Origin of the sequence: Rhizobium etli 8C-3, from assembly GCF_001908375.1 — a bacterium.
GTDB lineage: Bacteria > Pseudomonadota > Alphaproteobacteria > Rhizobiales > Rhizobiaceae > Rhizobium > Rhizobium etli_B.
Window position 1 is genome coordinate 2,065,128 of the sequence record NZ_CP017244.1, and the last position, 23,425, is coordinate 2,088,552.

The following is a 23,425-nucleotide window of genomic DNA, read 5'->3' on the forward strand; positions in this document are numbered from 1 at the left end:
ACGCCAACCGGCTGTTCGATCGGCCTTCCCCGGCATCATTGATGGCCAGATGGGCATTCTGATCGCAGTTCGTCGAGCAGTGCTCGCCCCTCCAGAAGATCGGGTGTATCGAAGCCCTCGCTGATCGAGGCGTAAGGAGATGCGAGGGTGTCGTACGCCTCCGCGGTTTTACCGTCTGCACGCAGATGCCGCGCGAGCCGGATGGCTGCCCTGAGCGTGAGGGATAAAGCCCCTTGTGCCGTTGCTATCTCCACGGCACGCCGAAAGCAGTCCGCCGCCGGCCGGAATGGGGCGAGCGATAGCTCGCCCTCGAGGAGACGGAGCCGCGCGTTGGCCCACGATTCTCCGTGGCGCTCAGCGACGGCGTCGGCCTCAGCGAGGGTGGCGCCCGCCTCCTCCAGCCGCTGCGTTTTGATGTAGAGCTCGGCGAGGATCGCAAGATAATGCGGCAGCCTAAGTCCGGCGCCTGTCGCGCGCAGATCTCGCAGACCATCGCGCAGGCGTACGATACCCCCATCGAGGTCGCCCTCCTCGGCGGATGCCCAGCCGTCCATTATCGTGGCCCAGGCAAGATAATAGCTGAAACCATACTCGGCACAGACCGCGTAAGCGGCATCAGCATGCACGCGCACCATCGCCGGTTCACGGCGGAACTGGTGCAGCATCGCGGCATAGGCGAACGCGACGACGAGGCTGAACGGGTGATCGAGGCGTCGGGCCACCTCAATCGCTTCGCCGATGGTCAGGAGTGCACGATCCGCGAACCCGAGATGCCAGTCGACATGAGAAGCATAGGCGCGGCCGTGGACGTGGATATTGACGCCAGCCGCGAACGCGTGGGCGGGATCACCGGCACGCTCGATCTTGCTGCGCGCCGCCTCCAAGTGGGTCAGGGCCAGGGAATGATTGCCCAGATGGAACAGGTTGAAGCCCAGTGCATGATGGGCGTCAGCCTGGCGCACGAGGTCGTCGCCCCGTTCAACCAGCTCGAGCAGTTCGACGCCGAGCTCGCCTGTTCGGGTCAAGTGACCGCGTACGTGATGGACGTGGCACAATCCTCGTAGCGCTCGCGCGCGATGGCTCTCGTGCCCTTGCTGGCGGGCGAGCTCCTCGGCTCTGGCGTAGGCCGTCTCGACCTGGGGTGCACCGAAGCCCTCGGTTGCGATCAACGGCGGTCCCAGAGCCACCTGGATCTCAAGCTCCTGGCGCTCGCGCGCCTCGCTCGGCGGTGCGTCCCTGAGTATGGCGAGCGCTTTCGTCAGGTGACCGATCGCTTCCTTGTTGGCCGAGCGCTGCCGTGCCAATTGGCCGGCGCGCAGCCACCAATCTGCGGCCCGGTCGTGAATCCCGGCCTCCGTGAGATGGCGGGCCAGGAGTTCGGGCTGGCGCTCGACGACGGCGGGGAACTGCGCTTCAAGCGCGGCGGCGATACGCGCATGAAGCTCGACTCGCCGGCTTCTGAGGAGGGTCGCGTAGGCGACATCCTGGATCAGCGCGTGCTTGAAGGTGTAGGTCGCGTTGGGCGGCTGGCCGCGCCGGAAGACCAAATCGGAGCCGACGAGCCTACTGAGCGCTTCACTGAACGTCGGCTCTTGAAGCGGCGACACCGCGGCCAGGAGATCGTGATCGAACTCGCGGCCGATGCAGGCGCCGATCTGCGCCAGCTCTTTGGCCGGCGCCAGCCGATCCAGCCGGGCCATAAGCGAGTCCTGCAAGGTCGAGGGAATGGCGAGCGACGCCGCCACGCCGATAAGCTCAAGGTGGTCACCCCGGTCTCGCAACAGGCCGGATTCGAGAACCGTCCGGGTCAGTTCCTCGACAAACAACGGGATACCGTCCGTCTTGCTAGTGATCTGGGCCAGAACATCCGGCGGCAACACCTTCCCGCCGACGACGCGGCCGACGATCATCGCCACGTCGCCACGAACGAGCCGGGAGAGCGAAAAGGACGTGACGTGAGCGTGGCCCGTCCAGGGAGGGGTGAACTCGGGCCGGAAGGTGATCACCGTGAGCACTCTCAGGCCCTGCACGCGTTCGACCAGAAGATCCAGGAGCTCCATCGTCGAAGGGTCGATCCAGTGCACATCCTCATAGACGGCCAAGACCGGCTGCTGGCCGCACACGGCTTCGAACTGCCGGAGCAGGACCTCGAAGGTGAGCTGCTTCTGGCGCTCGGGCGTCAGATCCAGGGCCGCGTGGCGGCTCTCGACCGGCAGTGATAACATGGCGGCCATGAGCGCCGTCGCGTCTTCATCGAAGCACGCCGAATTCGAACTGAGGAGTGTTTCGAGCTTGCAGAGCTTCTCCTCAGGCCCATCGTCGCGAGCAAACCCGGCTGCTCTCTCGAGCTGCCCGATCACTGGAAAGAGCGCGCTGTCCATGTGGTAGGGCGAGCAGAAATGGTTCAGTACGGTAACCGGTTCCTTGGCGAGCGCCTCGCGCAGCGCCAGAACAATCCGCGATTTACCGATTCCGGGCTCGCCGGAAAGCAGCACCACTTGGCCCTCCCCGGCCTTGGCCCGTCGCCAGCGCTCGAGAAGCAGCGCCAGCTCCGCGTCACGCCCGACGATCGGCGCCAGCTCCCTCAGATGGAGTGCCTCGAAGCGGCTCGCTGCGCGACCGGGTCCGAGCACACGGAACGCTCGGGCCGGCACCGTTAGTCCCTTGAGCGGCTGGACTCCGAGATCCTCGACCTCGAACAACGCGCCTAGAAGCTCTCGTGTACCCTCACCGATCACCACCTCATTGGGCCGCGCGAGCGTCTGCAGGCGGGCGGCTAGATTCGGCGTTTCGCCGACGACCGCCTCCTCTTGGGCCGCCCCCTCGCCGATAAGGTCGCCCACGACGACCACGCCTGTGGCGATGCCGACCCGGGCTGCGAGCGGCTCGCCGGTCGGGCTCGCCAGGCGCCCGACCGCCTCGACGGCCGCGAGGCTGGCCCGCACGGCGCGCTCGGCCTCGTCCTCGTGCGCCCTCGGCCACCCGAAATAGGCGAGCACTCCGTCGCCCATTAACTTGGCGACATGACCTTCGAAGCGAGCGAATCCACCTGTCACCGCATTCTGGTAGGCGCGGAGAAGCTTGCTCATGTCCTCGGGATCGAGCCGGACCGACAGTGCCGTCGAGTCGACTAGGTCGACGAACACGACCGTAAGCTGCCGCCGCTCGGCCCCGGCTCGCGCCGGTTCCGCAGACAGCAGGGTCGCCGGCTGCGGCCCTGCTGTGACGCCACCTGCCATCCCTTCGCCGCGCAAGGCCGTGATTGCCGACAACAGCTTGCGGCGGTGACCGATCGAGGTGACGCCGAGGCCGATCAGGTCTTCCGCCGTCAGCTCGGGCAGAACGTCGGCACTTATATCGTTGTCGCGGAACATCTGCTCGTAGCGCGAGAGCTGCAAGTTGCGCAGCCAAGTCCCAATGTCCAAATCCTTCCTCCACCAATTGCCGGAGCGAGGGTCGCAATAGGCAAGAGCGCTTGTCTGGCCCTAACTCCTAACGGTCCCGCTCACGGTCTGAACGCGGCACTCCGGCGGCAAGTCGCGGCCCTGATCCAAGCCTGGCATCCACGGCAAGCTCACGCTGGTCGGACGTTCTGGTTCATGCGGAACAAGTTGGTCGGATCATAGCGGCGCTTGATCTCCGCCAATCGACGATAGTTTGCGCCATAGGCCGTCGCGACGCGGTCAGTCTCATCGGCGGGCATGAAGTTGACGTAGGCCGTGCCGGCGGCGTGCGGCGCGGCAGCGTCGAAGAGTCTCCTGGCCCAGGTTATGCAAGCCTGGTCCATCGAGGGCTCACGCCACCGGGCATGCACATTCATGACAAAATGCGCGTTACGCTGCGGAAATGCGGTCGCCTCGACCGGGACGCGCCCAGCGACGCCGCCGACATGACCGATGAAGATCTCGCATTCGGGCCCAGGGAGTTCTCGGATTGCCTGGGTCAGGACGCTGATTGCGCCATCGGATAGCTCGGTGAAGTCATGCGTCTTCCAGTAATTACGCGCGCCGGGCGTGAGCAGGGGATCAAACATCGCCTGCCAGCTCGCGAACGGGCGAGGCTCCACAACATCGACGATAGGACTACCGAGTGAGCGCAACTCGGCCGTGGCACGCTCGCCCGCCTCGATGTTACCGCTGTAGCACATCGCAAGGACGAGAATTTCGCGGCCGTGCCATTCGCTCGGTAGGAATGGCAGTGGTGGCGCCTGGCGCATGACCACCCAGCATGTCAGTTCATCCGCCGTCGTTTCAACGATACGGCGATAATCTTTGAGGAGCTTGGCGGCATCATCGAAGGGATGTATGACCAGTCCGGCCAGCACCTGCGGCCCGAGCGCGTGAAGCTGGAACTCAAACGCAGTAACGACCCCGAAATTGCCTCCACCACCGCGCAGTGCCCAAAACAGGTCCTGGTTCTCCGCGGCACTCGCCCGCATCAGATTGCCATCAGCGGTCACCACGTCGGCCGCGGTGAGATTGTCGACGGTCAGGCCGAATTTGCGGGTGATCCAGCCGAAGCCGCCGCCCAGCGTCATTCCGGCAACGCCGGTAGTCGAATTGATGCCGGTCGGAACAGCGAGCCCAAAAGCCTGCGTCTCTTTGTCCAGCTCCGCCAAGGTCACGCCGGGGTCGACCCAGGCACGCTGCGTTGCCAGATCGACCCGCACCGACTTCATCTGCGAGAGGTCGATCAAAAGGCCACCGTCGCAGACTGCGTTGCCGGCAATATTGTGTCCGCCGCCGCGCACGGCTACCAGCAATTCATGAGTACGAGCAAATCGAACGGCGCTGATTACGTCCGCCGCTCCGGCACAACGCACGATAAGGCCCGGATGCCGATCAACCATCGCGTTCCAGATGGTTCTCGCTTCCTCGTAAGCGGATGTGCCTTGCTCGAGCACCCTGCCGCGCAACCCGCTAGCCAACGCGTCGACCGCAGCGGCATCGACGATCTTGATACCGGACTCCAAGGTCTTAAGATTGAGGCTGTCCATAGGTCGCTTCCTTTGCCGATAGTCCTGCTGACGGGCCTGGGAGTGCCGTCCGATCCTCTCGTTTGGCGCCCAGCTCACTCGGCTTTGAGAACCGGCGGATGTGCGGCTGCCCTCGCCCAACCCACGGCAGCTGCGAGCCTTCCTTGATCCGATAGCACATGGCGGCATCGGCGACACCGTGGCGAGGGTGAGGACGTCGCGCCAACAATGGGGTCGCGTCGGGCCAGGGAGCATCCCTGTCATCCCCCGGTGTTGCGTTCCCTCGTCACTGATGGCACTGCAAGCTCATTACAAAGGCGTCTCGGCTGTCGCGCTGCCGAAACGGCCATTGATGCTGACGCTGGGGCGCTGACGCTAGGGCACGATACGCCGCCGTAACAGCCCTGTCATACAAATTCGTGAGATTTGGTCCAGATTCAGGCCGAGCCGTTAGGTCCCGTCGACCGCGACCAGCGCGTATCACCTCATGAGCGGCGATTGACCTCGCTGCTTAGCTTTTGGAACTTTAACTGTTGAAAACCAAACGCGTCCCCGTGTAAGCCCGCAGCAGCTTCATCGGAAGCTCGGCCTTCGCGAGATCGGTGAATGTTCGCCGGAGCAGTGGAGAGGAACGACGTAGGTCGGATCGATCTCCCTCAGGGCGACGACGGCCTGGCGCAAACAGTCCGGCTTATATGGGGCCAGATGGAAGCCGCCGATCATCGTATGGAAGATGAGAATCCGAGGGGCGGGATTCTCAGATTAACTGCAACTGCGAAGACGCCACCGAACGGCCTGTATGGGTCATGATCTCGTCGAAAGGCGCCCTTTTGCCGAAGCAGCGCAGACACGGCCAGGACCAACACGCCGCTTGCGGAGAATTCCAGGACTTCCTCAAGGATCGCTGCTTTATACGACGTTATGAGATCGAGGGTCACGGCGCTTGTGAGCATGCACACAGCCACAGCCAGACGGAATTCGAAAGCCCTTGAAAGTATAGACCTGACGCTCGCCTGAGCCCTTTGTCCAAACAGGTATCGCGGCGGCCACGAGAAGCGCTACCCCTGTCACCGCCACGAGCAGGCCGGTACGTCCTGCGTCGCTTAGTAGGCGAACGAGGAGAATGACGATGTCATGGCCGCCGTCAAATTCTCCGCCGCCGCTCATCTGCGGCATTTGAAGATCAAAGATGCGGGCTCGGAAGCTGATTTCACTGAGAAGGAGTATCAAAGATAGCCCGCTCGTGCCGACGAGGACGCTCCTCTCTAGTGAGGTCACGAAGGCACCATTTCGAAAAGCCGCACCAAACGCGAGCAGCGAGGCCGCCGCAAAACCCGCAGCGCCCCAGGCTTTTCCAGGAGGCCGTCTTCGACCAATCAATCCGGCCTGGAAAGGCCGATGGTGAAAAGCAGGATCACACAGGCGGCCACCGCACAGATAAACGCCAGCTTCTCGCGGCTCATCATTCCTTCTTTCTCAATCTCCTCTGCTCCGTCATGGAACTGTCATAAACAGCTTCTGTCAAACTGCTGGCGCCGAGGGGAGCAACGGCAGGAAATCTGTGACGGCGTCGTCGACATGTGCAGGAGCGGCCTGGCCCGAACGACGGGGTGTCTAGCCGTCTTTTGAAGGACGGGTGTTCCTGCCTTATATGAACGCGTGTCGACGATTTCCTACAGGGCTACACAATTCTCGAATTTAAATTGCAAACCGAAAACACGATCTCTCGTAAAATCTTCGTCTCATCCATTTCCCAGAGAGGCACGTCAATGCGCCTGCCGTGGGATCACCGGCTCACGGCGCAAATCCCACTCCATAGGATTCGGCGATCTGCCAGAACCAATCCTGGTCAAGGTCGGTCCGGCGTTCTGTTTCGACAACTGCGTCGGCCGCCCGATCGAAAAGTGCGTAGCAGAGCTCCGCATCGTCATGACGGGAATGGTAGGCAATGCCGTCGGACTCGACGGGATGTTTATACAGTGCTTCCGACCAAACCTGCGGAACATCGTAGGGCAAGCCGCTATGCGAGACTTCGGCTGTGGCGCCGATTCGCGCGAGGCCCGGACCGGCGAAGCGGATCAGCTTCAAGTTTCTGTTGGTGCTGAAGCGGAGATATGCTTTCCGTTGGAGCAGATTGGCATCGATCAGCGTGCGCCCCGGCGTCCGCTGAAATGTTTCCGCGAAAGCGCCGGCGATCTCCTTGGCAGCATAGAGGACGCCGTAGGAACCATCAGGAGCATTGAAGCGCCCCATCGTAGAGGTGTCGAAGAAGATCGGTTCTCGCTTGGCGGTGTAGAAGCGATGAAGGATCTCCCCTGCCGAAAGCTCCACCACTTCCGGCTGACGCCGCCTGACGTCCGCGGGAGGGAGCGGGCCGCTCACGCCCCCTGCTCACCATGCCGCCGAGCAGCTTCAAGCACGACGTCAAGCTTACCGGACTTGAGCAGATCGATGGGTTTGCGGTTGTTCAATCTCACATCCGCATGGGAAAGGAAGTTGAGCACTGACCATGGATTGCGGGTTTGCAAGGCTTCACGCACAGCTTTTAGACCGGGTACGACCGTACCGTCGCGGTTGAACTGGAGCGTCGGATAGCTACGACGATTGCTCGGACCGGGAACGGCCAGCAAGGACCCTTCCTGCACGCGCTTGTCGACCGCCTGTCTGGACACGCCGCGCATCAAGGTGCGGACCTGATCAAGATCATAGGCTCCGCCAGCGTCTCGCAGATCCTCCTGTGCAATGCGGATGCCTTCGAGCATGGCCCGGCTGCGTGCATCGGGTTCAAAAGCCGACCTATCCAAAAGCGGCTTCGCATCGACGTGAACTTGACCGGGCTCTTTTTCGATCACTTCCGTGACACGGGCGACACGACCGCGGACAGTTTTCCTGATTTCTCGGACGGACTCCGGCCTCGACGACACGATCGCAACCTCAGCGCCCGCAGGCAGCTTGAAGCCTGAAAGCGCCTTAATCGGATCGCCCTTCATGGTGAACATCGTCACGATGCCCAACGGGGTCTTGCTGCGGGCTTTCGCGGAACTCCTCGATGTCCTCGAATGTGCCTTGTCGGTCATGGCTCATCTCCTTTGCCCTTAAAATGGGGATCGATGCAACTTTGTCAACCGCGACAACTAACGCAAAAGCCCAAGCCGCAGCCGATTTACGCTGCATTCCCGGGAATGCGCTTACTCAAGCCTCCCACTAGTTCGCAACCGAACGCATGCTCGGGGTGGATGTTGGTCGTCTCATACGGCTCGCCGATCCCATTGACCCGCGACTTCACTAGGCGAGTCTATCGGACAGTCTCTGACACCCCATCTGCAAAAGATTCAATTCGCGAGCTCAGGTCAGGTTGTCGTGAGTCGTCCGAATAAAGTGCACGCGACCCGCATTGGCGGGTTTGCTGATATCGAAATGATTTTCGACGGCAAGCAGGGGACCATTCCTTCGAAGGACGCCAAATCTTCGGCCAGATTGACGCTCTTGGGACGGTCGGAAGTCTTCCAGTAGAGCCGGCGCAGTGTCCCATAAATGCTTGTGAGATTAGTATATTCCCAACTCAGCGGCGACACGTGCTTCAGCACGTCGTCGGGAGATTCCGAGCGCTTTGACGCAGGCGGGCGACGGCGCGGCTAACCTGGCTGGATCTCTGAGCCCTACGCGCCAAAGAGAATCCGCCGCTTCGGTAAATACTCCCTCGAAATGGAGGACATGCCAGATCCGCTCGATCCAACCCCTCTGCCGTTCCAGCTACCGCTGTGACCGGCTTTTTTAGACGTATCCTGCATCTGCGATATTATCGGTCCAAGTCATAAGAACTGTCAGGATTAGGGGCTGGGCCGAGCGACATCATGCCCCGACCCTGCGCCGGAATGAACAAGCCGTGGGACTTGAATCGGCACAACACGGCATATACATTATGGCATATACAAAGGAGGCTGCCGTATGCCTATTTCATTGCCGTCATCAAGACCGAAAGAAGTGAAGCTGTTCCGCAACAACCGCAGCCAGGCGGTGCGCATCCCTGCGGAATTTGAATTGCCAGGGGATCGCGTGATGATCCACCGCGAGGGGGATAAGCTCATCATCGAGCCTGTAACCGGGCCGTCCAATTTCGCGGAGCTTATTGCCGAGTGGAAGAGGGAGCCTCCGCTCGGGCCTGAAGACCAGTTCCCGGATATTGAGGATATGATTGCAAAGCCGGAGAACATCTTTTGAACGGGTACTTGCTTGATACAAACATCATCAGCGACATCATACGCAATCCCTTCGGACCGGCGGCTCGCCGCATCGAGGAGATCGATCCCAAAGAGATTTGCACCAGTATCATCGTCGCAGCTGAGTTGCGATACGGTTGCGCAAAAAAGGGATCAGCCAGGCTACTGGCCAAGGTCGAAAGCGTGCTCGAAACGCTTCCCATACTGCCCATGGATATCCCCGCCGATATCAAGTACGGCGGCATCCGAGCGGAGTTGGAAGCGGTGGGGCAGAGCATTGGCCTCAACGATCTACTGATCGCCGCGCATGCCTGTGTGCTAGACCTGACACTTGTCACGGACAATACGCGCGAGTTCCAGCGCATTCGCGGCCTCAATCTGGAGAACTGGCTTGAGAGATAGCGGGAAGAATCGCGGGCCCGGAAGCAAATTCCGAAACCACGACCAGCGCAAGGAAGCTCACAGGGCATGCACTAATGAGTGCTAAAATCCTTAGCGTTTCCGCGGGTTCCACGGCAGCAACTCGTCGATACTGCTCTGCTTGTGACCGTTCACGATGGCGGTGAGCGCGCCGGTAAGACACGCAAACGGATCGACGACATCGAGCTTGCAAGTCTCGATGAGAGAGGCGATGGTCGCCCAATTCTCTGCGAGAGCGTTCTTCCGGCTGAGGGTGACCTTGCCCCTAGGTTTTATCCAGTTTTGAGTTGGCTCCGACGGTTTCTGGTTGCTGCATTTGCGGCGGTAGCGGCGACTTGTGCGGACCCATTTTGGCTGCGCAGCACCGCATCGCGTCGCGGGTTGATGGTCTGAGCGAACTCGGAAGTGTCAGCCAGCCAAGGCCGGAATGCCGTGGGTAATCGTTGTAATCCATTTCAAGCCTCCTCAGGGCGTCGCCATTGCGCGCGCAGAACCTTTGCGGATGCTTAGCTTTAACAGGCACGCAGGGGGCGTCGGGTACGCGCGGTCGACAGAAGCCGGGAGCGGATCGACAAACTCGTCGCGTATAACGCGGCTAAACATCACTCTGTCAAGGCTATTGAGTTGGACTGCCTGGAAGGCCGGCGTGCGCAAGGTCTACGGCGGCTTGATCGAGAATGGAAGGGTCGCGGAAGTTCCAGGTCTGGCGCCACGACTGGATCGTCGCCCCCGGCGCTAACTTGAGCATCTTCTCGACGGCAGCTCGGGCGTCCGCTTGGCGTCCGATACGCATATAAGCGATGGCTAGTTGCAATGGAGCGTCGGCAAATTCCGTGGTCTTCAGCACCTCAACAGCGTCTTCGTTTTTGCCGAGCACGATAAAGATGAAACCTCGCACGTAGTTGACGAACCAGGATAATGCCGGGTCCCGTGCGGCGGCCACGTCGGTCAGCTCCAGCGCCTTTTCCGTCTGACCGGCCTGCAAGAAAATACTTGCGGCATCCGTGAGCGTGAAAGCGTTATATGGTGCCGCCGCGATGGCCTTATTCATTGCCACAACAGCCCCATCATGATCCCGCTTGAGCGTCAGCAGCCAAGCGTTGAGCCAGTTTGCCAGTCGTGTTACCTGCGGGCTCAGGTTCTTGTCTGCGAGGACTTGGTTGACTAGCCGCTCCGCCTCCTGGAGGTCTACCTGCGGGTCAGAACTGTGCAGCAACGCAACTTTCAACCAGTGAGACCACCCCAGTTCCACGGTCAGCAAGGGAGAGCGTGGGAACACCTGGAGCCCCTGTCGTGAAATTTCACCTGATCGCTCGAGACCTTCCTTCGTGTAAAGGTTCAACTGGCTTTCGGCGCGCAGGTAGTAGTCGTACTCCGCGAGGTTGGTGCTGTCCTTCCCCCAAGCCTGACTGTAATCCGCTTTGCGAATGGCTCCGAATTCACCCGTCATCGCCCCCACGATCTTGCCGGTCAATTCATCCTGGAGCGCCCAGGGGTCGGTTCCGGACTTGTCGAACCGGTCCGCCCAGACATGGTCCCCCGTCTTAGCATTGACAAGCTGCGCAACGATACGCACCCTGTCACCTTCCTTGCGCACACTGCCCTCGACGACATAGCCAACGCCCAACTCCTTGCCGATCTGGCGGATGTCGCCTTCCTTGTCCTGATACGCAAACGACGAGGTTCGCGAGACCACGGCGATGTCAGAAAAGCGAGAGAGAATGGCGATGACGTCGTTCGCCACCCCTTCTCCCAAGTACCCCAAGCTCTTGTCGACACTCAGATCCTTGAAGGGAAGCACGGCGACAGATGGGATCGTATTGGAAACTACAGGAGATGTCTCCGCCCCTGGATAGTATAGCGCCATCCAGGCGGCCAGTAAGGCTACGATGGCTGCCGGGACTCCAAGTGCCCACCACAGTCGGCTGATCCCGCGCTTGTGCAGAATGCGTCGGGGGGACGAGGCGTCGATGCGCACGTGGTAGACGTCGATAGGTTCTTCGATGTTCTTAACCTTCTGCCGCCCCGCGGAGTCGAAACGAAACGCGAGCTTTTTTTCGACCTCCTTCGCCACCTTACCTGAAATACAGATTCCGCCAGGAAGCGCGAGTTGCTCCAGCCTGGCCGCGACGTTCACGCCTTCTCCATAACGGTCGTCGCCATCCACGATCACTTCGCCGATGTTGATACCGATTCGGACGTTGAACCTCTCTTCCTCCGCTACAGCAGCGTTGCGCTCTGCCATTCCGCGCTGGAGAGACACCGCACATTCTACAGCGTCGACCACGCTGCCGAACTCCGCAAGCAGGCCGTCACCCATCAACTTGAAGACCCGCCCATGATGGCTCGCAATCTCGGGCTCAAAAAGCTCAGTGCGCCGCGTTCGAAGACGATCAAAGGTACCGGCTTCGTCTCGCTCCATAAGTCTGGAGTAGCCGACCACGTCGGCGGCCAGGATTGCAGACAATCGGCGCTCCATGACCTTGGCTCCCAACATGAATTTGTGCGGGAAACACTATACATGACTTTGCTCCATGTTTCACGCGACTACAGAATAGTTAAGGGCCGGTTTACAGAGGAAGCGGCGAAGAACCGACATTAGGCCTTCGATTTCTGCTCAGGGTTCTGGGAATGTACGGACACGGTCTGGGAGAATGACGTGGGATCAATCGTCAACGTTCGCGAGGAGATGACGCGCGGCAAGGACGAACTGGCGAATTCGGCGACGGACCGGAAGGATGCTGCTTGGTACCTGGCGTCGACGACGTCGATACACAAGGCAATTTTGCGGAAATCGTCCAGCATGTGGCGACAGCCCACTTCACCGAACCGGCGTAGTAAGAGTCCTCGACAGTGCGGATTCGCTGCTGATAGCCAAGGCCCCGCTCTATCGGCGTCACCGTCGTCACACATGAATTGCCGAAACCCGAGTCAAAGAAGCGGATGCAAGTCTGGCGTACGAGATCGAGACGTTCAATTCGCGCGCCACCTCCTCTCCGATTAAGTCAGGCTATAAATCCGCATTGATAGCTTGATTGATGTCTGAATGGCCGGTTGCCTATGACATGACCTTGGATGTCGCTGCAGTTATGGAGAACCTCCTTCCGGCCAGTCATGGCGCGATCAGCAACTGGTTGCATTCCCATGGCATCGTGACCGATCCAACAGAATTCAGGAGCACAAAACTCATTCGTCGCAGGCCATCGCCATTGATGTGTTCGGCACCCTCAAGATGAGAATCGATCGCGATCGCGTCCTCGATGCCATTGCTCGGCATATTTATTGGCGTGGCACCTGCCCTGCTCTTGCCTGTGGACGTGAAGCTGCGCCACGTCGGTCATACCCGTAGTGTAATGTGGCGGTCGCCTATGGGTGCGTTTCTGTTTTTTCATAAACCAGCGGGAAAACCTCTATCTCGACGATTTTGGGTCGGAGAAAAATTCTGCGGATGAGCGCCGCGTGGGTCGATGGAGTCGTTGCAGCACCTCTCACCCGCCCCCTACGGCCGCAAGGTGAAAACCTACGCCAGATGGCGGAATGGAAATTGGACAACCTTTGCGGATAATTTGATGCCATGAATGTCATCCAACTGACCATGCGCTCGGTGTTGATCGTCGTCTGCGGTTTCCTTCCGGGATGCTGGCAACTGGAGTGTGATCCTCCGATGCCTGCGCTGCTGCGCGATCTACACGCTACGGGAGGCTGGTGGAGCCAGGGGTGCCCCCCTTCCGAAGACTTCCCCCGGGAACCCTCGAAGGAAGCGGTTTCGCCGGAGCTTTCTGGACGAATGCGAGCGCGGTTTCCGCCAGGGAGTGATGCGACGGCTATGGAGCGATATTTGCTGGCGGAGGGATTCCAGATTTCTTCGCCTTGCGGTGAGCGTGCTCCAGAAGTGCGTCAAGCTCAGTTTCATCAAGAAGGTTGCCCATATCCGATGAATGCCAAGATAACTTGGGAACGAGCGGAGGATGGGACCATTGCTCGGATCAAAAGTAGAATCGCTTACAAATATCCGTAACCGCGAAACCGTTCCGCGACAATTGCTTTCAGCGGTGGCTAGCCGAGGGCGACCAACCCTCCTGCATCATCGGTTCCGTTTCGAGGATTGCGTAGACGAGGGCCGCCCAGACAGCGCACTCGATCAAAGCGATGAAACGTGCAGGCCTCCTCTCCGATACCAGCTCCCTCGTGGCGATGACGGTGCAGATCAATCCCCGGTTCATCGCGAAACCGAGAAAATCCCAGCGCTGCGGCCAAAGCCACACTCGCCCAGATCCCCAGGCTGACGGCGACAGGTCCCATGCCGGTTATGTCAATGAGAAATTCGCTCATTCGGCAAAACGGCCTCGCGCACCGATCCAGTTTCAGACACATTCAAGCCATTCATCACTGATGGCCGTGGCTGCGATTTCGGCGGCTGCTGGCGAGGCTGCGGACGCGCGACGACCGCGCGTCCGCAAAGGGTCGCTGCCATTTTATTTTTCAAGTGCAGCCTGTGGCGTATTTCGGAAACTGATTGCCATGCGGTTGTAGGCGTTCATTAGGCCGATCGCGATCGTCAGATCGACGAGTTCGCGCTCGTCGAAGACGGCGCGCGCTGCCTCATAGGCTCCATCGGGAACGCCGGTCTCAGCCACGCGCGTCACGGTTTCGGTCCAGGCAAGAGCGGCCCGCTCGCGCTCGTCGAAGAGATTGCCGGCTTCCCTCCACGCCTGCACCAGCGCGACCTTCTCGATCTGTTGCCCTTTCTTCAGCAGGTCGCGGGTGTGCATGTCGAGGCAGTAGGCGCAGTTGTTGATCTGCGAGATACGAAGATAGACCAGTTCGACCAGCTCAGAAGGAAGGTCGCTCTGCATAATGTAGCCGTAGACGCCGCCCAAGGCTTTGACGCCGGCCGGCGCGATCTGGTTGTAGTCGAGACGCTTGCTCATGTGTTCTGTTCCTTAAAGGTCGGTTTACTCGATGGGGGTGGTCAGAGTCTGTTCGTCGCTATCGACGACGAACACCGCGAGCAGCCTTGCAGGCTCGGTCTTGCTCGCATTACGGCTGACGAGATGCTTGGACGCCGGCGGTTCGTGCCAGCTCTCGCCGGCGCCATAAGTATGTGTTGGGCCGTCATTCACCTTCGACTCGATTTCTCCGGAGAGGACGTAGGCGAAGATGAAGCCTGACCTTGCATGCCGGTGGGGGGCCGAGGCCCCACCTGGCGGATAGTCAACAATCACGGCCGTCAGCGTCTTGCCCGGAATGTTGGGTATGGCCTGCTCGAAGTGGGGCGTGACCGTTTCGATGGGGCCATGCGCAGCGGCCGGCATCGCGATAGCAATTGCGAGGGCGGCACAGGCCGTGTGGATGATGGATCGTGAATTCATGATGGCATTTCTCCTTTATGGCGTTTTTCGTTCCGGTAGGGACCGTCCGCCGCAATGCTGTCGTATGGGCACTTGCGAATGGCGGCCCTATCCGTATTCGATCAAGCGACGACGATCCGGAGAGGGTCTGCAGCCTCGAGAGCCGCTGCGCGATCAGCACTCGGCGGATAGATCCACACGGTGTTGATCGTTGTTTTGAGCTTCTTGGCTTCCGCCCCGGAAAGCTTTATCTGGCGGTCCCATCCTTCGGTATAAACTGCGCCCCATGGGCCCAGATCGAGGCACGTGACGTACTTTTCCTGGCTGTAGGGTATCGGATCCACTCCGAGCAAATCCGCCGCAACGTTGTGTCCCGCGGAGCGCCCGAGATTCTGGGCGTGCTGGCAGCTCATCATCGTGCGGTTGCCCTGATCGTCAGTCGCCGCATAGGCAACATCACCGGTCGCATAAACGTTCGAGTGACCGATGACCTTAAGGTTCCGATCGACATGAAGACGTCCGAAAGCATCTTTCTCCCCGTCGATCTGCTTCGTGATGGGGTTGGCGCGGGCCCCTGCCGTCCAGACCACGGTGGCCGCGTTGATCCGTTCGCCGGACTCCAGCGTCACGCCCTCGGGATCGATGGCGATGATATCCCTTCGCCGAGACGGGTCTCCACCCCCAGTTCCGCGAACGCCTGCTCGATGACCGGGCGAGGGCCTGGTCCCAGGTCCGGTCCAATCGCATCGTTGCGCTCGACGATGACGACGCGGACATCGGCATCCTTTCCGAGTGCGGCACGAAGACGATGCGGCATCTCTGCGGCCGTCTCGATCCCGGTGAAGCCGCCGCCGGCGACGACCACCGTGTTGCGGGAACGGCTTTCCGGAAGGTGCCCCAGTTCAGAAATATGTTCTTCGAGCACCGCGGCGTCGGCAAGCTGGTCAACATTGAAGGCGTGCGCCAGCCCCGGGATGTCGGGACGGAACAACACGCTGCCAGTGGCCAGAACAAGCTTACTATAGCTTACTGTGGTTTCGCGGCCCTCCTCGTCCGAATAGGTCACCGAATTCCTTGCCGTTGAGACAGCCGTCGCATAGCCTTTGATGAAGCGTACACCTGCATTGGCGAATATCTCCGACAAGGGTGCCTTCATCGTGGACGCCTTCTTCTCGTAGAGGCGTGGGCGGATGTGCAGTTCGGACTGCGGGGCGATTACCGCAACCTCGACAGAACCGTCCGCCTTTCCCTGCTGGTCCAGCAGCCGCATGGCACCAAGTGCCGACCACATTCCGGCAAAGCCGGCGCCAATGATCAGAATTCGTTCGCTCATTTCTGTTTCCTCTCAGACAAGGCTTCGCTTGTTCCGCGCCGATCTTTTTGGCGGTTAACTACGACTAATCTAATCGTAGTTAATGCGCAACGATGATTGCGGCCGATTTTGGAGACGCATTGTCAATACGAGAGAGACGGGAGAGGCATTGCAGTAAGGGATCACCAGTAGTATCTACGACTATATTTGTCGTTGTTTTAGCGGTGGTTCCATGGCGCATGTAAGCGCAGGCGTTGAATACGCCCTTCACTGTCTCCTTTACCTCATCGACGCGGAGGATTTGGGCCAGCCGGCAAGCGCGCGCGATCTTGCCGAGTTACAAAGGGTCCCTGTCGAATTTGTTGCAAAGCTTTTCACCAAACTCCAGAAAGCGGGCATCGTGGTCGCCCGTGAGGGAATCGGCGGTGGCTTTGAGCTCGCGCGTCCTGCGATGGACATCACCGCACTCGACGTCATCGAAGCCGTCGATGGGCGTAAAGCGCTGTTCGAATGCAAGGAGATCCGTGCTCAGTGTGCACTTTTCGGAGGCCGCACGCCCGCCTGGGCGGTGGACGGCGTCTGCTCCATTCACGCAGTCATGATCGAGGCTGAGAAGCGGACAAGAGAAGTGCTGGCCGGTCACACGCTGGCAAGCATCGCCGGACGCGCAGCGGCGAAGGCACCCAAGGATCATGCGGGCCGGGTAAAAGAATGGCTGGCGGCGCGCACGCCGCGGCGTCGCCGCCGCGGCAATCCAGCATAAGGGTGATTGATATGCTGCCCTCTGCGGAGAGAAATGCGTTCAGTCTGAACGCGCTTCTCTGGCTGCACGCTGACCAGAGAATTAGCGCTGGCCGCCTATTCGGCCGCCGCGCGCACCGGCAGCACCCAGTTGGGGCGCGGGAAATGGCAGGTGTAGCCATTTGGATAGTGCTGCAGGTAATCCTGGTGCTCCGGCTCCGCCTGCCAGAAGTCTCCGACAGGCTCCACTTCGGTGACAACCTTGCCCGGCCACAGACCTGAAGCCTCGACGTCTGCGATGGTGTCCTCGGCTATCCGCTTCTGCTCGTCGTCAGCGTAGTAGATCGCCGACCGATACGAGGCGCCGACATCGTTGCCCTGCCGGTTTCTTGTCGTCGGATCATGGATCTGAAAGAAAAACTCCAGAATCCGCCTGTAGCTGATCGCCTCGGGATCGAAGATGATCTCGATGCCTTCGGCGTGGGTACCGTGATTTCGGTAGGTCGCGTTCGCCACATCGCCGCCGGTGTAGCCCACGCGGGTCTGAATGACCCCGGGAAGCTTGCGGATCAAATCCTGCATGCCCCAGAAGCAACCACCAGCCAAAACAGCTCTCTCGGTCATTTAGATATCCTCCACCTGGTTGAGATATGCACCATAGCCCGCCGCCTCCATTTCGTCGCGCGCAATGAAGCGCAGGGCGGCGGAATTGATGCAGTAACGCAGGCCACCGCGGTCCTCAGGGCCGTCGGGAAACACATGGCCGAGGTGACTGTCGCCATGCATCGAACGCACCTCGGTGCGGATCATACCATGCGAGTCATCCCGCAACTCGTTGACATTTGCCGCTACGATCGGCTTGGTGAAGCTCGGCCAGCCGCAACCGGAATCGAACTTGTCGGCCGAGGCAAACAGCGGTTCGCCGGAGACGATGTCGACATAGATGCCTGGCCTTTTGTTGTCATTATATTCCCCGGTGAAGGGGCGTTCGGTGCCGTTCTGCTGGGTCACCCGATACTGTTCGGGTGTGAGCCTGCTGACCGCTTCGTCGGTCTTTGTATAGGTCATTGCCCTGTCTCCGTTGTTGGATTTTGCTGCCCGAATATGGCGAACGGCCGTCAGGATTCCCAATACAGCGTGTGCATAGATTCAATAGCCGCAATCACGGCACTTTGCCTCGCCCCCAGTCGTGCCGATCAGCTAGCTGCGCGATCTTACGGATCTCGAGCGGTGTGCCGGACCCGGAGATCATTACGAACACCACTTCGCGCTCCAGGGATATCCCTTCGACTTCCCGCAGGGCTATGCCCTGCGCGACGGCGGACCGCTCCGGGATGATGCAGATCGCGCGGCCTTCGGCGACGATCCGCTGGACCCAGTCCTCGCGCTCGGTACTGAAGCGCGGCTGCATGACCGCATCATGGTCCATCAGGTGCTCGGTGATCTCGGTGTGGAACTCGCAGGCCAGCCGGTCGACATAGGGATAGGCGGAAAGCGCCTCGGTGCTGACGACATCGTGGCGGGCCAGCGGATGGCTCTCCGCGCAGGCGAGGAGGAATCGTTCGCGAAAAAGCGGCACGACCTTGAGCTTGTGGTTGGGCCGCGGCGCCCGTGGCAGGATACAGGCGTGGTACTTGCCCGAAAGCACCTCGTTCACACCCTCGCCGGCCGCCAGCTGATGCATGTTGATCTTCACCGAAGGAAGCTGGCCCAGCACGTCGTCAAAGAATGCGGTGAAAGCACCAGGCCCGATCGTCGGGGCAACAGCTATATCGAGAATACGGCGCCGACCGAGCGTTGTGCTCTCGGAATGCTCGCGCACGTTTCGAAGCGCGAGTTCGATCCGCATGAACTCGGCCTGGATGTCGCGGCCGAGCGCGGTCAGGCGGCTGTCCTTGCCATCGCGATAGATAAGCGGACTGCCCAGTTCTTCCTCAAGACGCTGAATCGCTCGGGTGAGGCTGGGCTGCGAGACACCGCTGCGGCGTGCAGCTTCCGTGAAGTTCAAAGTTTCTGCCAGATTGAGAAGATACCTGACCTGATTGATGTCCATGGATCGCATTTCCTTGGCTTTGACCGAACTATCATCACGGCGGCAAGTGGTCGACGATCGCGACTGTATTATCCAAAGTTCCCGAGAGCATGAAAGGTCTGCGGCCATCGAGGTCGTGACGCTGTCTACGAGACCTGCCGGCAAACGCTGCCGTTGTCCACTAGATTAACTGGCGGTCCCACCCTTTGGTAATCTAGCCTTAAACGGGGCGATCCGATGTCGCTCCGGCGAATACAGCAATGCATGAGCGGCGCTGGCGCAAAATTCAAGATCTCCAGCTTATCGAGGGGAGCTAGGAATACTGCACGCTGGCTGTTTCGCCCTTAGTTCAAAGCTCAACCAATCGTCATCAGGATGTAATTTTACAACGATACGCCCTCATCGGGTTATTCCAAAAGCAACGATGGAGAAGCGTCATGACCGAGATCGATAAAAACAAGCTGTCCTGGGACGAATGGGATGAACTACAGAACCCTCCTCCCGCTGTAACCGATTTTGATCGCGTCGTCGAATCGGCCATCTCGCGCCGCAGCTTCCTCGGCGGTGTTCTGGCCATCGGTTCGGCCGCCGCTGCCATGGGCACGCTCGGCAATCTAATGTCCTCAACTTCTGTCCAGGCTCAGGACGCCGCCAACCGCTTTGCCTTCAAGCCGATCCAAGCATTCTCCGACAACACTGTCCATGTTCCGGACGGCTATAGCTGGAAACCGCTCGCCAAGTGGGGCCAGCCCCTATTCCCCAATGTTCCGGATATCGATCCTATCAATGGCGTCAGCGTCGAAAACTCGAATAAGGTCTTCGGTGAAAACACCGACGGCATGGAACTGTTCGTGATCGGCGATCATCAGGTGATCGCCCTCAACCATGAATATGTGAACAACGAGACCAATCTTCCGCACAATGAAAAGGGCATGCCGAAGAGCGCCGACGACGTGAAGATTCTGCAGAACCTGCAGGGCGTCACCGTCATGGAAGTCGCCGAAGGCGAAAAGGGCTGGGAAATCGTGCTCGACAGCCCGTTCAACCGTCGTATCCACCACAACACGCCGATGAAGCTCTCCGGTCCGGCCGCTGGCTCCGATCTCATCAAGACCGAGGCCGATCCGAACGGCACCGACTGTCTCGGGACCTTCAACAATTGCGGCGCCGGCAAGACGCCGTGGGGCACCTACCTGACATGCGAGGAGAACTTTAACGGCTATTTCGGTTCCACTGACCCGAACTTCGCCATGCCCGAAGACTTCAAGCGCTACGGCATCGTGGCCGAGACCCGCTATGGCTACGAGGCTTTCGATCCGCGCTTCGACGTCTCAAAGAACCCGAACGAGCCGCGCCGCGCTGGGTACGTCGTCGAAGTCGATCCGTCGGACGCGTCGTCCACCCCGGTCAAGCGCACCGCGCTCGGCCGCATCAAGCATGAAAACGCCGCTGTGGTCATCGCACGAGACGGTCGCGTGGTCGTCTATATGGGCGATGACGAACGTGGCGAGTTCCTCTACAAGTTCGTCTCGAGCGGCATCTATGTTCCGGGCGGCGACACTTCCCGTCTGCTCGACGAGGGGACACTCTATGTGGCCAAGTTCTCCGACGACGGCAAAGGTGAGTGGCTGGCTCTCACCCCAGACACCACCAGCATGAAGATGGACGAGATCTGCGTTTTCACCCGCCAAGCCGCGTCCAAGGTCGGTGCCACGACCATGGACCGTCCGGAATGGGTTGCAATCAACCCGGTCGCTATCGAAGCCTATTGCGCGCTCACCAACAACACCAATCGCGGCGTGAAGACCAATGCCGGAGGCGACGAAATGCCGGTCGGCGGGGCGAACCCGCGCGAGAAAAACGCCTACGGCCAGATCGTGCGCTGGTATCCGGAAAATGACGACCATGCCGACGGCAAGTTCACGTGGGACCTGTTCGTCATGGCCGGCAATCCGGACGTGCACAAGGACACCTATGCCGGCTCGTCCAACATTAATTCGGGCAACATGTTCAACTCCCCGGACGGCATGATGTTCGACTCGACTGGCCTGCTGTGGATCCAAACGGACGGCGAAGACACCAACGAAGGCGACTTTCTTGGTCAAGGCAACAACCAGATGCTCGCCGGTGACCCCGTAACCGGCCGGATCGAACGCTTCCTGACCGCCCCGAAGGGGGCAGAAGTCACCGGTATGACGTGGTCGGCAGACAAGAGGACGGTGTTCGTCGGCATCCAGCATCCCGACGCCCCCTTTCCGGACGGCGAAGGCAAGTTGCCGCGCTCGACCATCGTCGCGATCAAGCGCGACGACAACGCATTGATCGGCTAACAATCACTTTCGACAACAACTTAGAGGCGTCGGTTTCGGCGCCTCTACTTATTAAAAAGCCTTCGCGAAACAGACCAAGAAGCGGCGGGGGACATTCACTGAACGATCGTGAAGCTTCTATCCTTCGCCAAATCCGAAAAGCTGCGATAGTGGGCGTGTCATTGTAGCCCGCACGCGTTGCGGCGGCCGCGAGCGCTGCCTGCCTGTCCTATCGTGCTCGTCTTCGCGACGGGCTTGCTCGCGGTTGGAATCGGCGTCGTCCTGTGGGGCTATCAACGTGCATGGGGGGCGGTCGTTCGACCTTTAGCGTACGATTTCGAGCAATCTGAGGTTCTCGGCCCCATGGAATCTCTGCCTATGATTTTGCGGTGTCGGCTGAACTTTGCCCGCGTACGACTTTTTCAACTGCCGACTCCACTAGTGACCGCCCTTAGGTTTATGATGCTTGCTTTCCTGATTGACACCTCGCAGGATCGCGCGATCTTCGCCTTGTATTTCGGCTGGCTTCTGCGGCGTCGGGCTCCCCCGCTCGCGGGCACGCACCGCGCGGGATTTCTTCAGATCCACCGAGGGGTCGAAGTCGTCGCCGGCATTGGTCGTGTTTTCTCGCTTTTCGATAATTCGCAACTCCTGCTCGTGTGTCCGTTTTCCAGCCATCTTAGCCTCCTGATGAACATTGGAAGTTCGACCGTCGAACGCAGCCGGTCACGCCGGTCGCGTTGATTGGCTTCCCTCCCAAACATCATCTCGCCGCGAATGTTCCGGAAAGTGTTCTCCGGCCTTCTGTCACGATTGTGGCTGGCCCGGTGCTGCTCAGTTTCGTGACATCGCAGCAATAGCGATTCTGGTCCGCTGCCACAAAAGTTGCTGCATCAAATGCTGGCGATCTCTGGCAGTAACTCCTTCAGCGATCTTGCTGGTGCCCTTGACGATTCTTATTGACCTTCGTGTCCCCCTGTTTGCCGATCCTGTCTTTCTGGGCCTTGCTTGAATTTCCGGCTTCCTTTGGCACGCGGGGCGCCTGCCCGTTTAGGACTTCTGCTCTCAGCGGGAATGGATGGCGCTTTGCTGTTCATCAGCGCGAACGAGCGCGCATTCCAGATGTTTCGGAAGTTTCAAACCTTTCGCAAGGGTGTTTCTGCAATGAATGACCACCCATGTCCTGACGAGGTCGATGAAGCGCTTTGGGATGAGTGCCGACGCGCAGAAACGGTTCGAGAATTCCTGAAGCATCGGCCTCGTGTAGTGGCCTGCTCCGGCACCCAGGCAGGCATGACCGGCCGCCTTTTTTCGGCCGCTTGGGACTGCGCGCATAGAACGGTTCCTCGACGTTGAGGCCGAGCGCGGGGTCTGAACCTGGACTTCGCCGACCGAAATCGCGCGCCTTCTGCTGATGCGACGCGTGCCGAGCCACATCCCCCAGAATTCTTCCTGCTCATCCAGGCCGGACGCAGGCCTGGGTGGAAGAAGGTATCATTGCGGCGCGCTGGGGAGCAATCCGTCCGCAACAGCGTCCGCCGGCTGATCGAGCGGTTGCTGCCGCTTGCGCGGGAACAGCTCCTGGTATTCGAGACCGAGAGCAAGCGAGCATCCTTCAGGATTGACGGGCCGGTGATTTTCATCCGCGGTAGGCGATGACTTGGAGGAATATTTCGATATCGAGCGGGAAACGGCTCGCGAGAGCCGCGGCCGAAGTTTTAGGCGACCCACGCCGTGCCAGAGGCCGACTCCCCCGGGAGCGCGCAATGTATCGCTCCCAATCTAAACCATTGCCGCTTTCAACGAGCCAGCGATTGACTTCTCGACGATCGTAGCGGTCACGTTCGACATACTCACAACGGATGGGCCGATTTGACCTGAAGAAGGTCGAGGCTGCTATGAAGCTAATCGAGGCGCAAACACCTCCGGCGGAAGCTGCCAGCAACTTGGCCTCGACCGTTCCACGGTCTGCCGCGAAATGCGCCGGTTAGGCATTATCCGCCCGATTAGTTGCAACTTCGCTTTTCGAGCCCCTTGCAGACCTTGCCACTGCCGGTGTCCGTCT

Annotated in this window: 17 protein-coding genes and 3 pseudogenes; 5 read left to right on the forward strand and 15 right to left on the reverse strand. The window is 59.9% G+C overall.

What is annotated here, in order from left to right:
- Positions 1 to 35 precede the first annotated feature (35 nt).
- From AM571_RS34640 to AM571_RS34665, 4 genes are all read right to left on the reverse strand, one after another.
- Positions 36 to 3,425, reverse strand: coding sequence for an AAA family ATPase (locus AM571_RS34640; protein ID WP_074065413.1), 3,390 nt, complete (start codon positions 3,423 to 3,425; stop codon positions 36 to 38).
- A gap of 149 nt (positions 3,426 to 3,574) precedes the next feature.
- Complete coding sequence (locus tag AM571_RS34645; protein WP_074065414.1) at positions 3,575 to 4,996, reverse strand: FAD-binding oxidoreductase; 1,422 nt, start codon at positions 4,994 to 4,996, stop codon at positions 3,575 to 3,577.
- Between the two features lie 1,773 nt (positions 4,997 to 6,769).
- Complete coding sequence (locus AM571_RS34660) at positions 6,770 to 7,357, reverse strand: RES family NAD+ phosphorylase (protein ID WP_074065417.1); 588 nt, start codon at positions 7,355 to 7,357, stop codon at positions 6,770 to 6,772.
- Entirely contained in the window at positions 7,354 to 8,052 is a 699-nt protein-coding gene (locus AM571_RS34665; protein ID WP_237358628.1) for a hypothetical protein, read from the reverse strand. The genes AM571_RS34660 and AM571_RS34665 overlap by 4 nt, the downstream gene beginning before the upstream one ends.
- Before the next feature lie 232 nt (positions 8,053 to 8,284).
- Between AM571_RS34665 and AM571_RS38605 the strand changes: the two genes are divergently transcribed.
- The 3 genes from AM571_RS38605 (at position 8,285) to AM571_RS34680 (ending at position 9,597) form a co-directional block, all read left to right on the forward strand.
- On the forward strand, positions 8,285 to 8,488 hold the full coding sequence (locus AM571_RS38605; RefSeq protein WP_420493413.1) for a DUF2092 domain-containing protein: 204 nt from the start codon (positions 8,285 to 8,287) through the stop codon (positions 8,486 to 8,488).
- Positions 8,489 to 8,923: 435 nt separating this feature from the next.
- Positions 8,924 to 9,196, forward strand: a complete 273-nt coding sequence (locus tag AM571_RS34675) for an AbrB/MazE/SpoVT family DNA-binding domain-containing protein (protein ID WP_074065418.1) — start codon at positions 8,924 to 8,926, stop codon at positions 9,194 to 9,196.
- On the forward strand, positions 9,193 to 9,597 hold the full coding sequence (locus tag AM571_RS34680; protein WP_074065419.1) for a type II toxin-antitoxin system VapC family toxin: 405 nt from the start codon (positions 9,193 to 9,195) through the stop codon (positions 9,595 to 9,597). The genes AM571_RS34675 and AM571_RS34680 overlap by 4 nt, the downstream gene beginning before the upstream one ends.
- A gap of 90 nt (positions 9,598 to 9,687) precedes the next feature.
- Here the strand turns inward: AM571_RS34680 and AM571_RS36000 are convergent.
- The 7 genes and pseudogenes from AM571_RS36000 to AM571_RS34725 all read right to left on the reverse strand — a co-directional run.
- Positions 9,688 to 9,873, reverse strand: a pseudogene (locus tag AM571_RS36000) (transposase domain-containing protein); the annotation flags it as partial.
- A 14-nt stretch (positions 9,874 to 9,887) separates the two neighbouring features.
- A pseudogene (locus tag AM571_RS36800) lies at positions 9,888 to 10,069 on the reverse strand (IS3 family transposase); the annotation flags it as partial.
- Positions 10,070 to 10,231: 162 nt separating this feature from the next.
- Positions 10,232 to 12,094, reverse strand: a complete 1,863-nt coding sequence (locus AM571_RS34695; protein WP_074065752.1) for an adenylate/guanylate cyclase domain-containing protein — start codon at positions 12,092 to 12,094, stop codon at positions 10,232 to 10,234.
- Positions 12,095 to 13,661: 1,567 nt separating this feature from the next.
- Positions 13,662 to 13,880 carry a hypothetical protein gene (locus tag AM571_RS34710; RefSeq protein WP_237358629.1) on the reverse strand — a complete coding sequence of 73 codons (219 nt, stop codon included), beginning with the start codon at positions 13,878 to 13,880 and terminating at the stop codon, positions 13,662 to 13,664.
- A gap of 210 nt (positions 13,881 to 14,090) precedes the next feature.
- Positions 14,091 to 14,546, reverse strand: a complete 456-nt coding sequence (locus AM571_RS34715; protein ID WP_074065420.1) for a carboxymuconolactone decarboxylase family protein — start codon at positions 14,544 to 14,546, stop codon at positions 14,091 to 14,093.
- Positions 14,547 to 14,570: 24 nt separating this feature from the next.
- On the reverse strand, positions 14,571 to 14,987 hold the full coding sequence (locus tag AM571_RS34720) for a cupin domain-containing protein (protein WP_074065421.1): 417 nt from the start codon (positions 14,985 to 14,987) through the stop codon (positions 14,571 to 14,573).
- A 101-nt stretch (positions 14,988 to 15,088) separates the two neighbouring features.
- Positions 15,089 to 16,299, reverse strand: a pseudogene (locus AM571_RS34725) (NAD(P)/FAD-dependent oxidoreductase).
- Between the two features lie 211 nt (positions 16,300 to 16,510).
- Between AM571_RS34725 and AM571_RS34730 the strand changes: the two are divergent.
- Positions 16,511 to 17,041 carry an RrF2 family transcriptional regulator gene (locus tag AM571_RS34730; RefSeq protein ID WP_074065422.1) on the forward strand — a complete coding sequence of 177 codons (531 nt, stop codon included), beginning with the start codon at positions 16,511 to 16,513 and terminating at the stop codon, positions 17,039 to 17,041.
- Between the two features lie 95 nt (positions 17,042 to 17,136).
- On the opposite strand, the gene msrA is transcribed toward AM571_RS34730, so the two are convergent.
- From msrA to AM571_RS34745, 3 genes are all read right to left on the reverse strand, one after another.
- Complete coding sequence (msrA, locus tag AM571_RS34735) at positions 17,137 to 17,643, reverse strand: peptide-methionine (S)-S-oxide reductase MsrA (protein WP_074065423.1); 507 nt, start codon at positions 17,641 to 17,643, stop codon at positions 17,137 to 17,139.
- Positions 17,644 to 18,087 carry a peptide-methionine (R)-S-oxide reductase MsrB gene (msrB, locus tag AM571_RS34740; protein WP_074065424.1) on the reverse strand — a complete coding sequence of 148 codons (444 nt, stop codon included), beginning with the start codon at positions 18,085 to 18,087 and terminating at the stop codon, positions 17,644 to 17,646.
- 94 nt (positions 18,088 to 18,181) lie between these two features.
- Entirely contained in the window at positions 18,182 to 19,072 is an 891-nt protein-coding gene (locus AM571_RS34745) for a LysR family transcriptional regulator (protein WP_074065425.1), read from the reverse strand.
- Positions 19,073 to 19,488: 416 nt separating this feature from the next.
- Between AM571_RS34745 and AM571_RS34750 the strand changes: the two genes are divergently transcribed.
- Positions 19,489 to 21,381: a PhoX family protein gene (locus AM571_RS34750; protein ID WP_074065426.1), complete on the forward strand. Its 1,893-nt coding sequence runs from the start codon at positions 19,489 to 19,491 to the stop codon at positions 21,379 to 21,381.
- Positions 21,382 to 21,798: 417 nt separating this feature from the next.
- On the opposite strand, the gene AM571_RS34755 is transcribed toward AM571_RS34750, so the two are convergent.
- Positions 21,799 to 22,038: a hypothetical protein gene (locus tag AM571_RS34755; RefSeq protein WP_074065427.1), complete on the reverse strand. Its 240-nt coding sequence runs from the start codon at positions 22,036 to 22,038 to the stop codon at positions 21,799 to 21,801.
- Positions 22,039 to 23,425 lie beyond the last annotated feature (1,387 nt).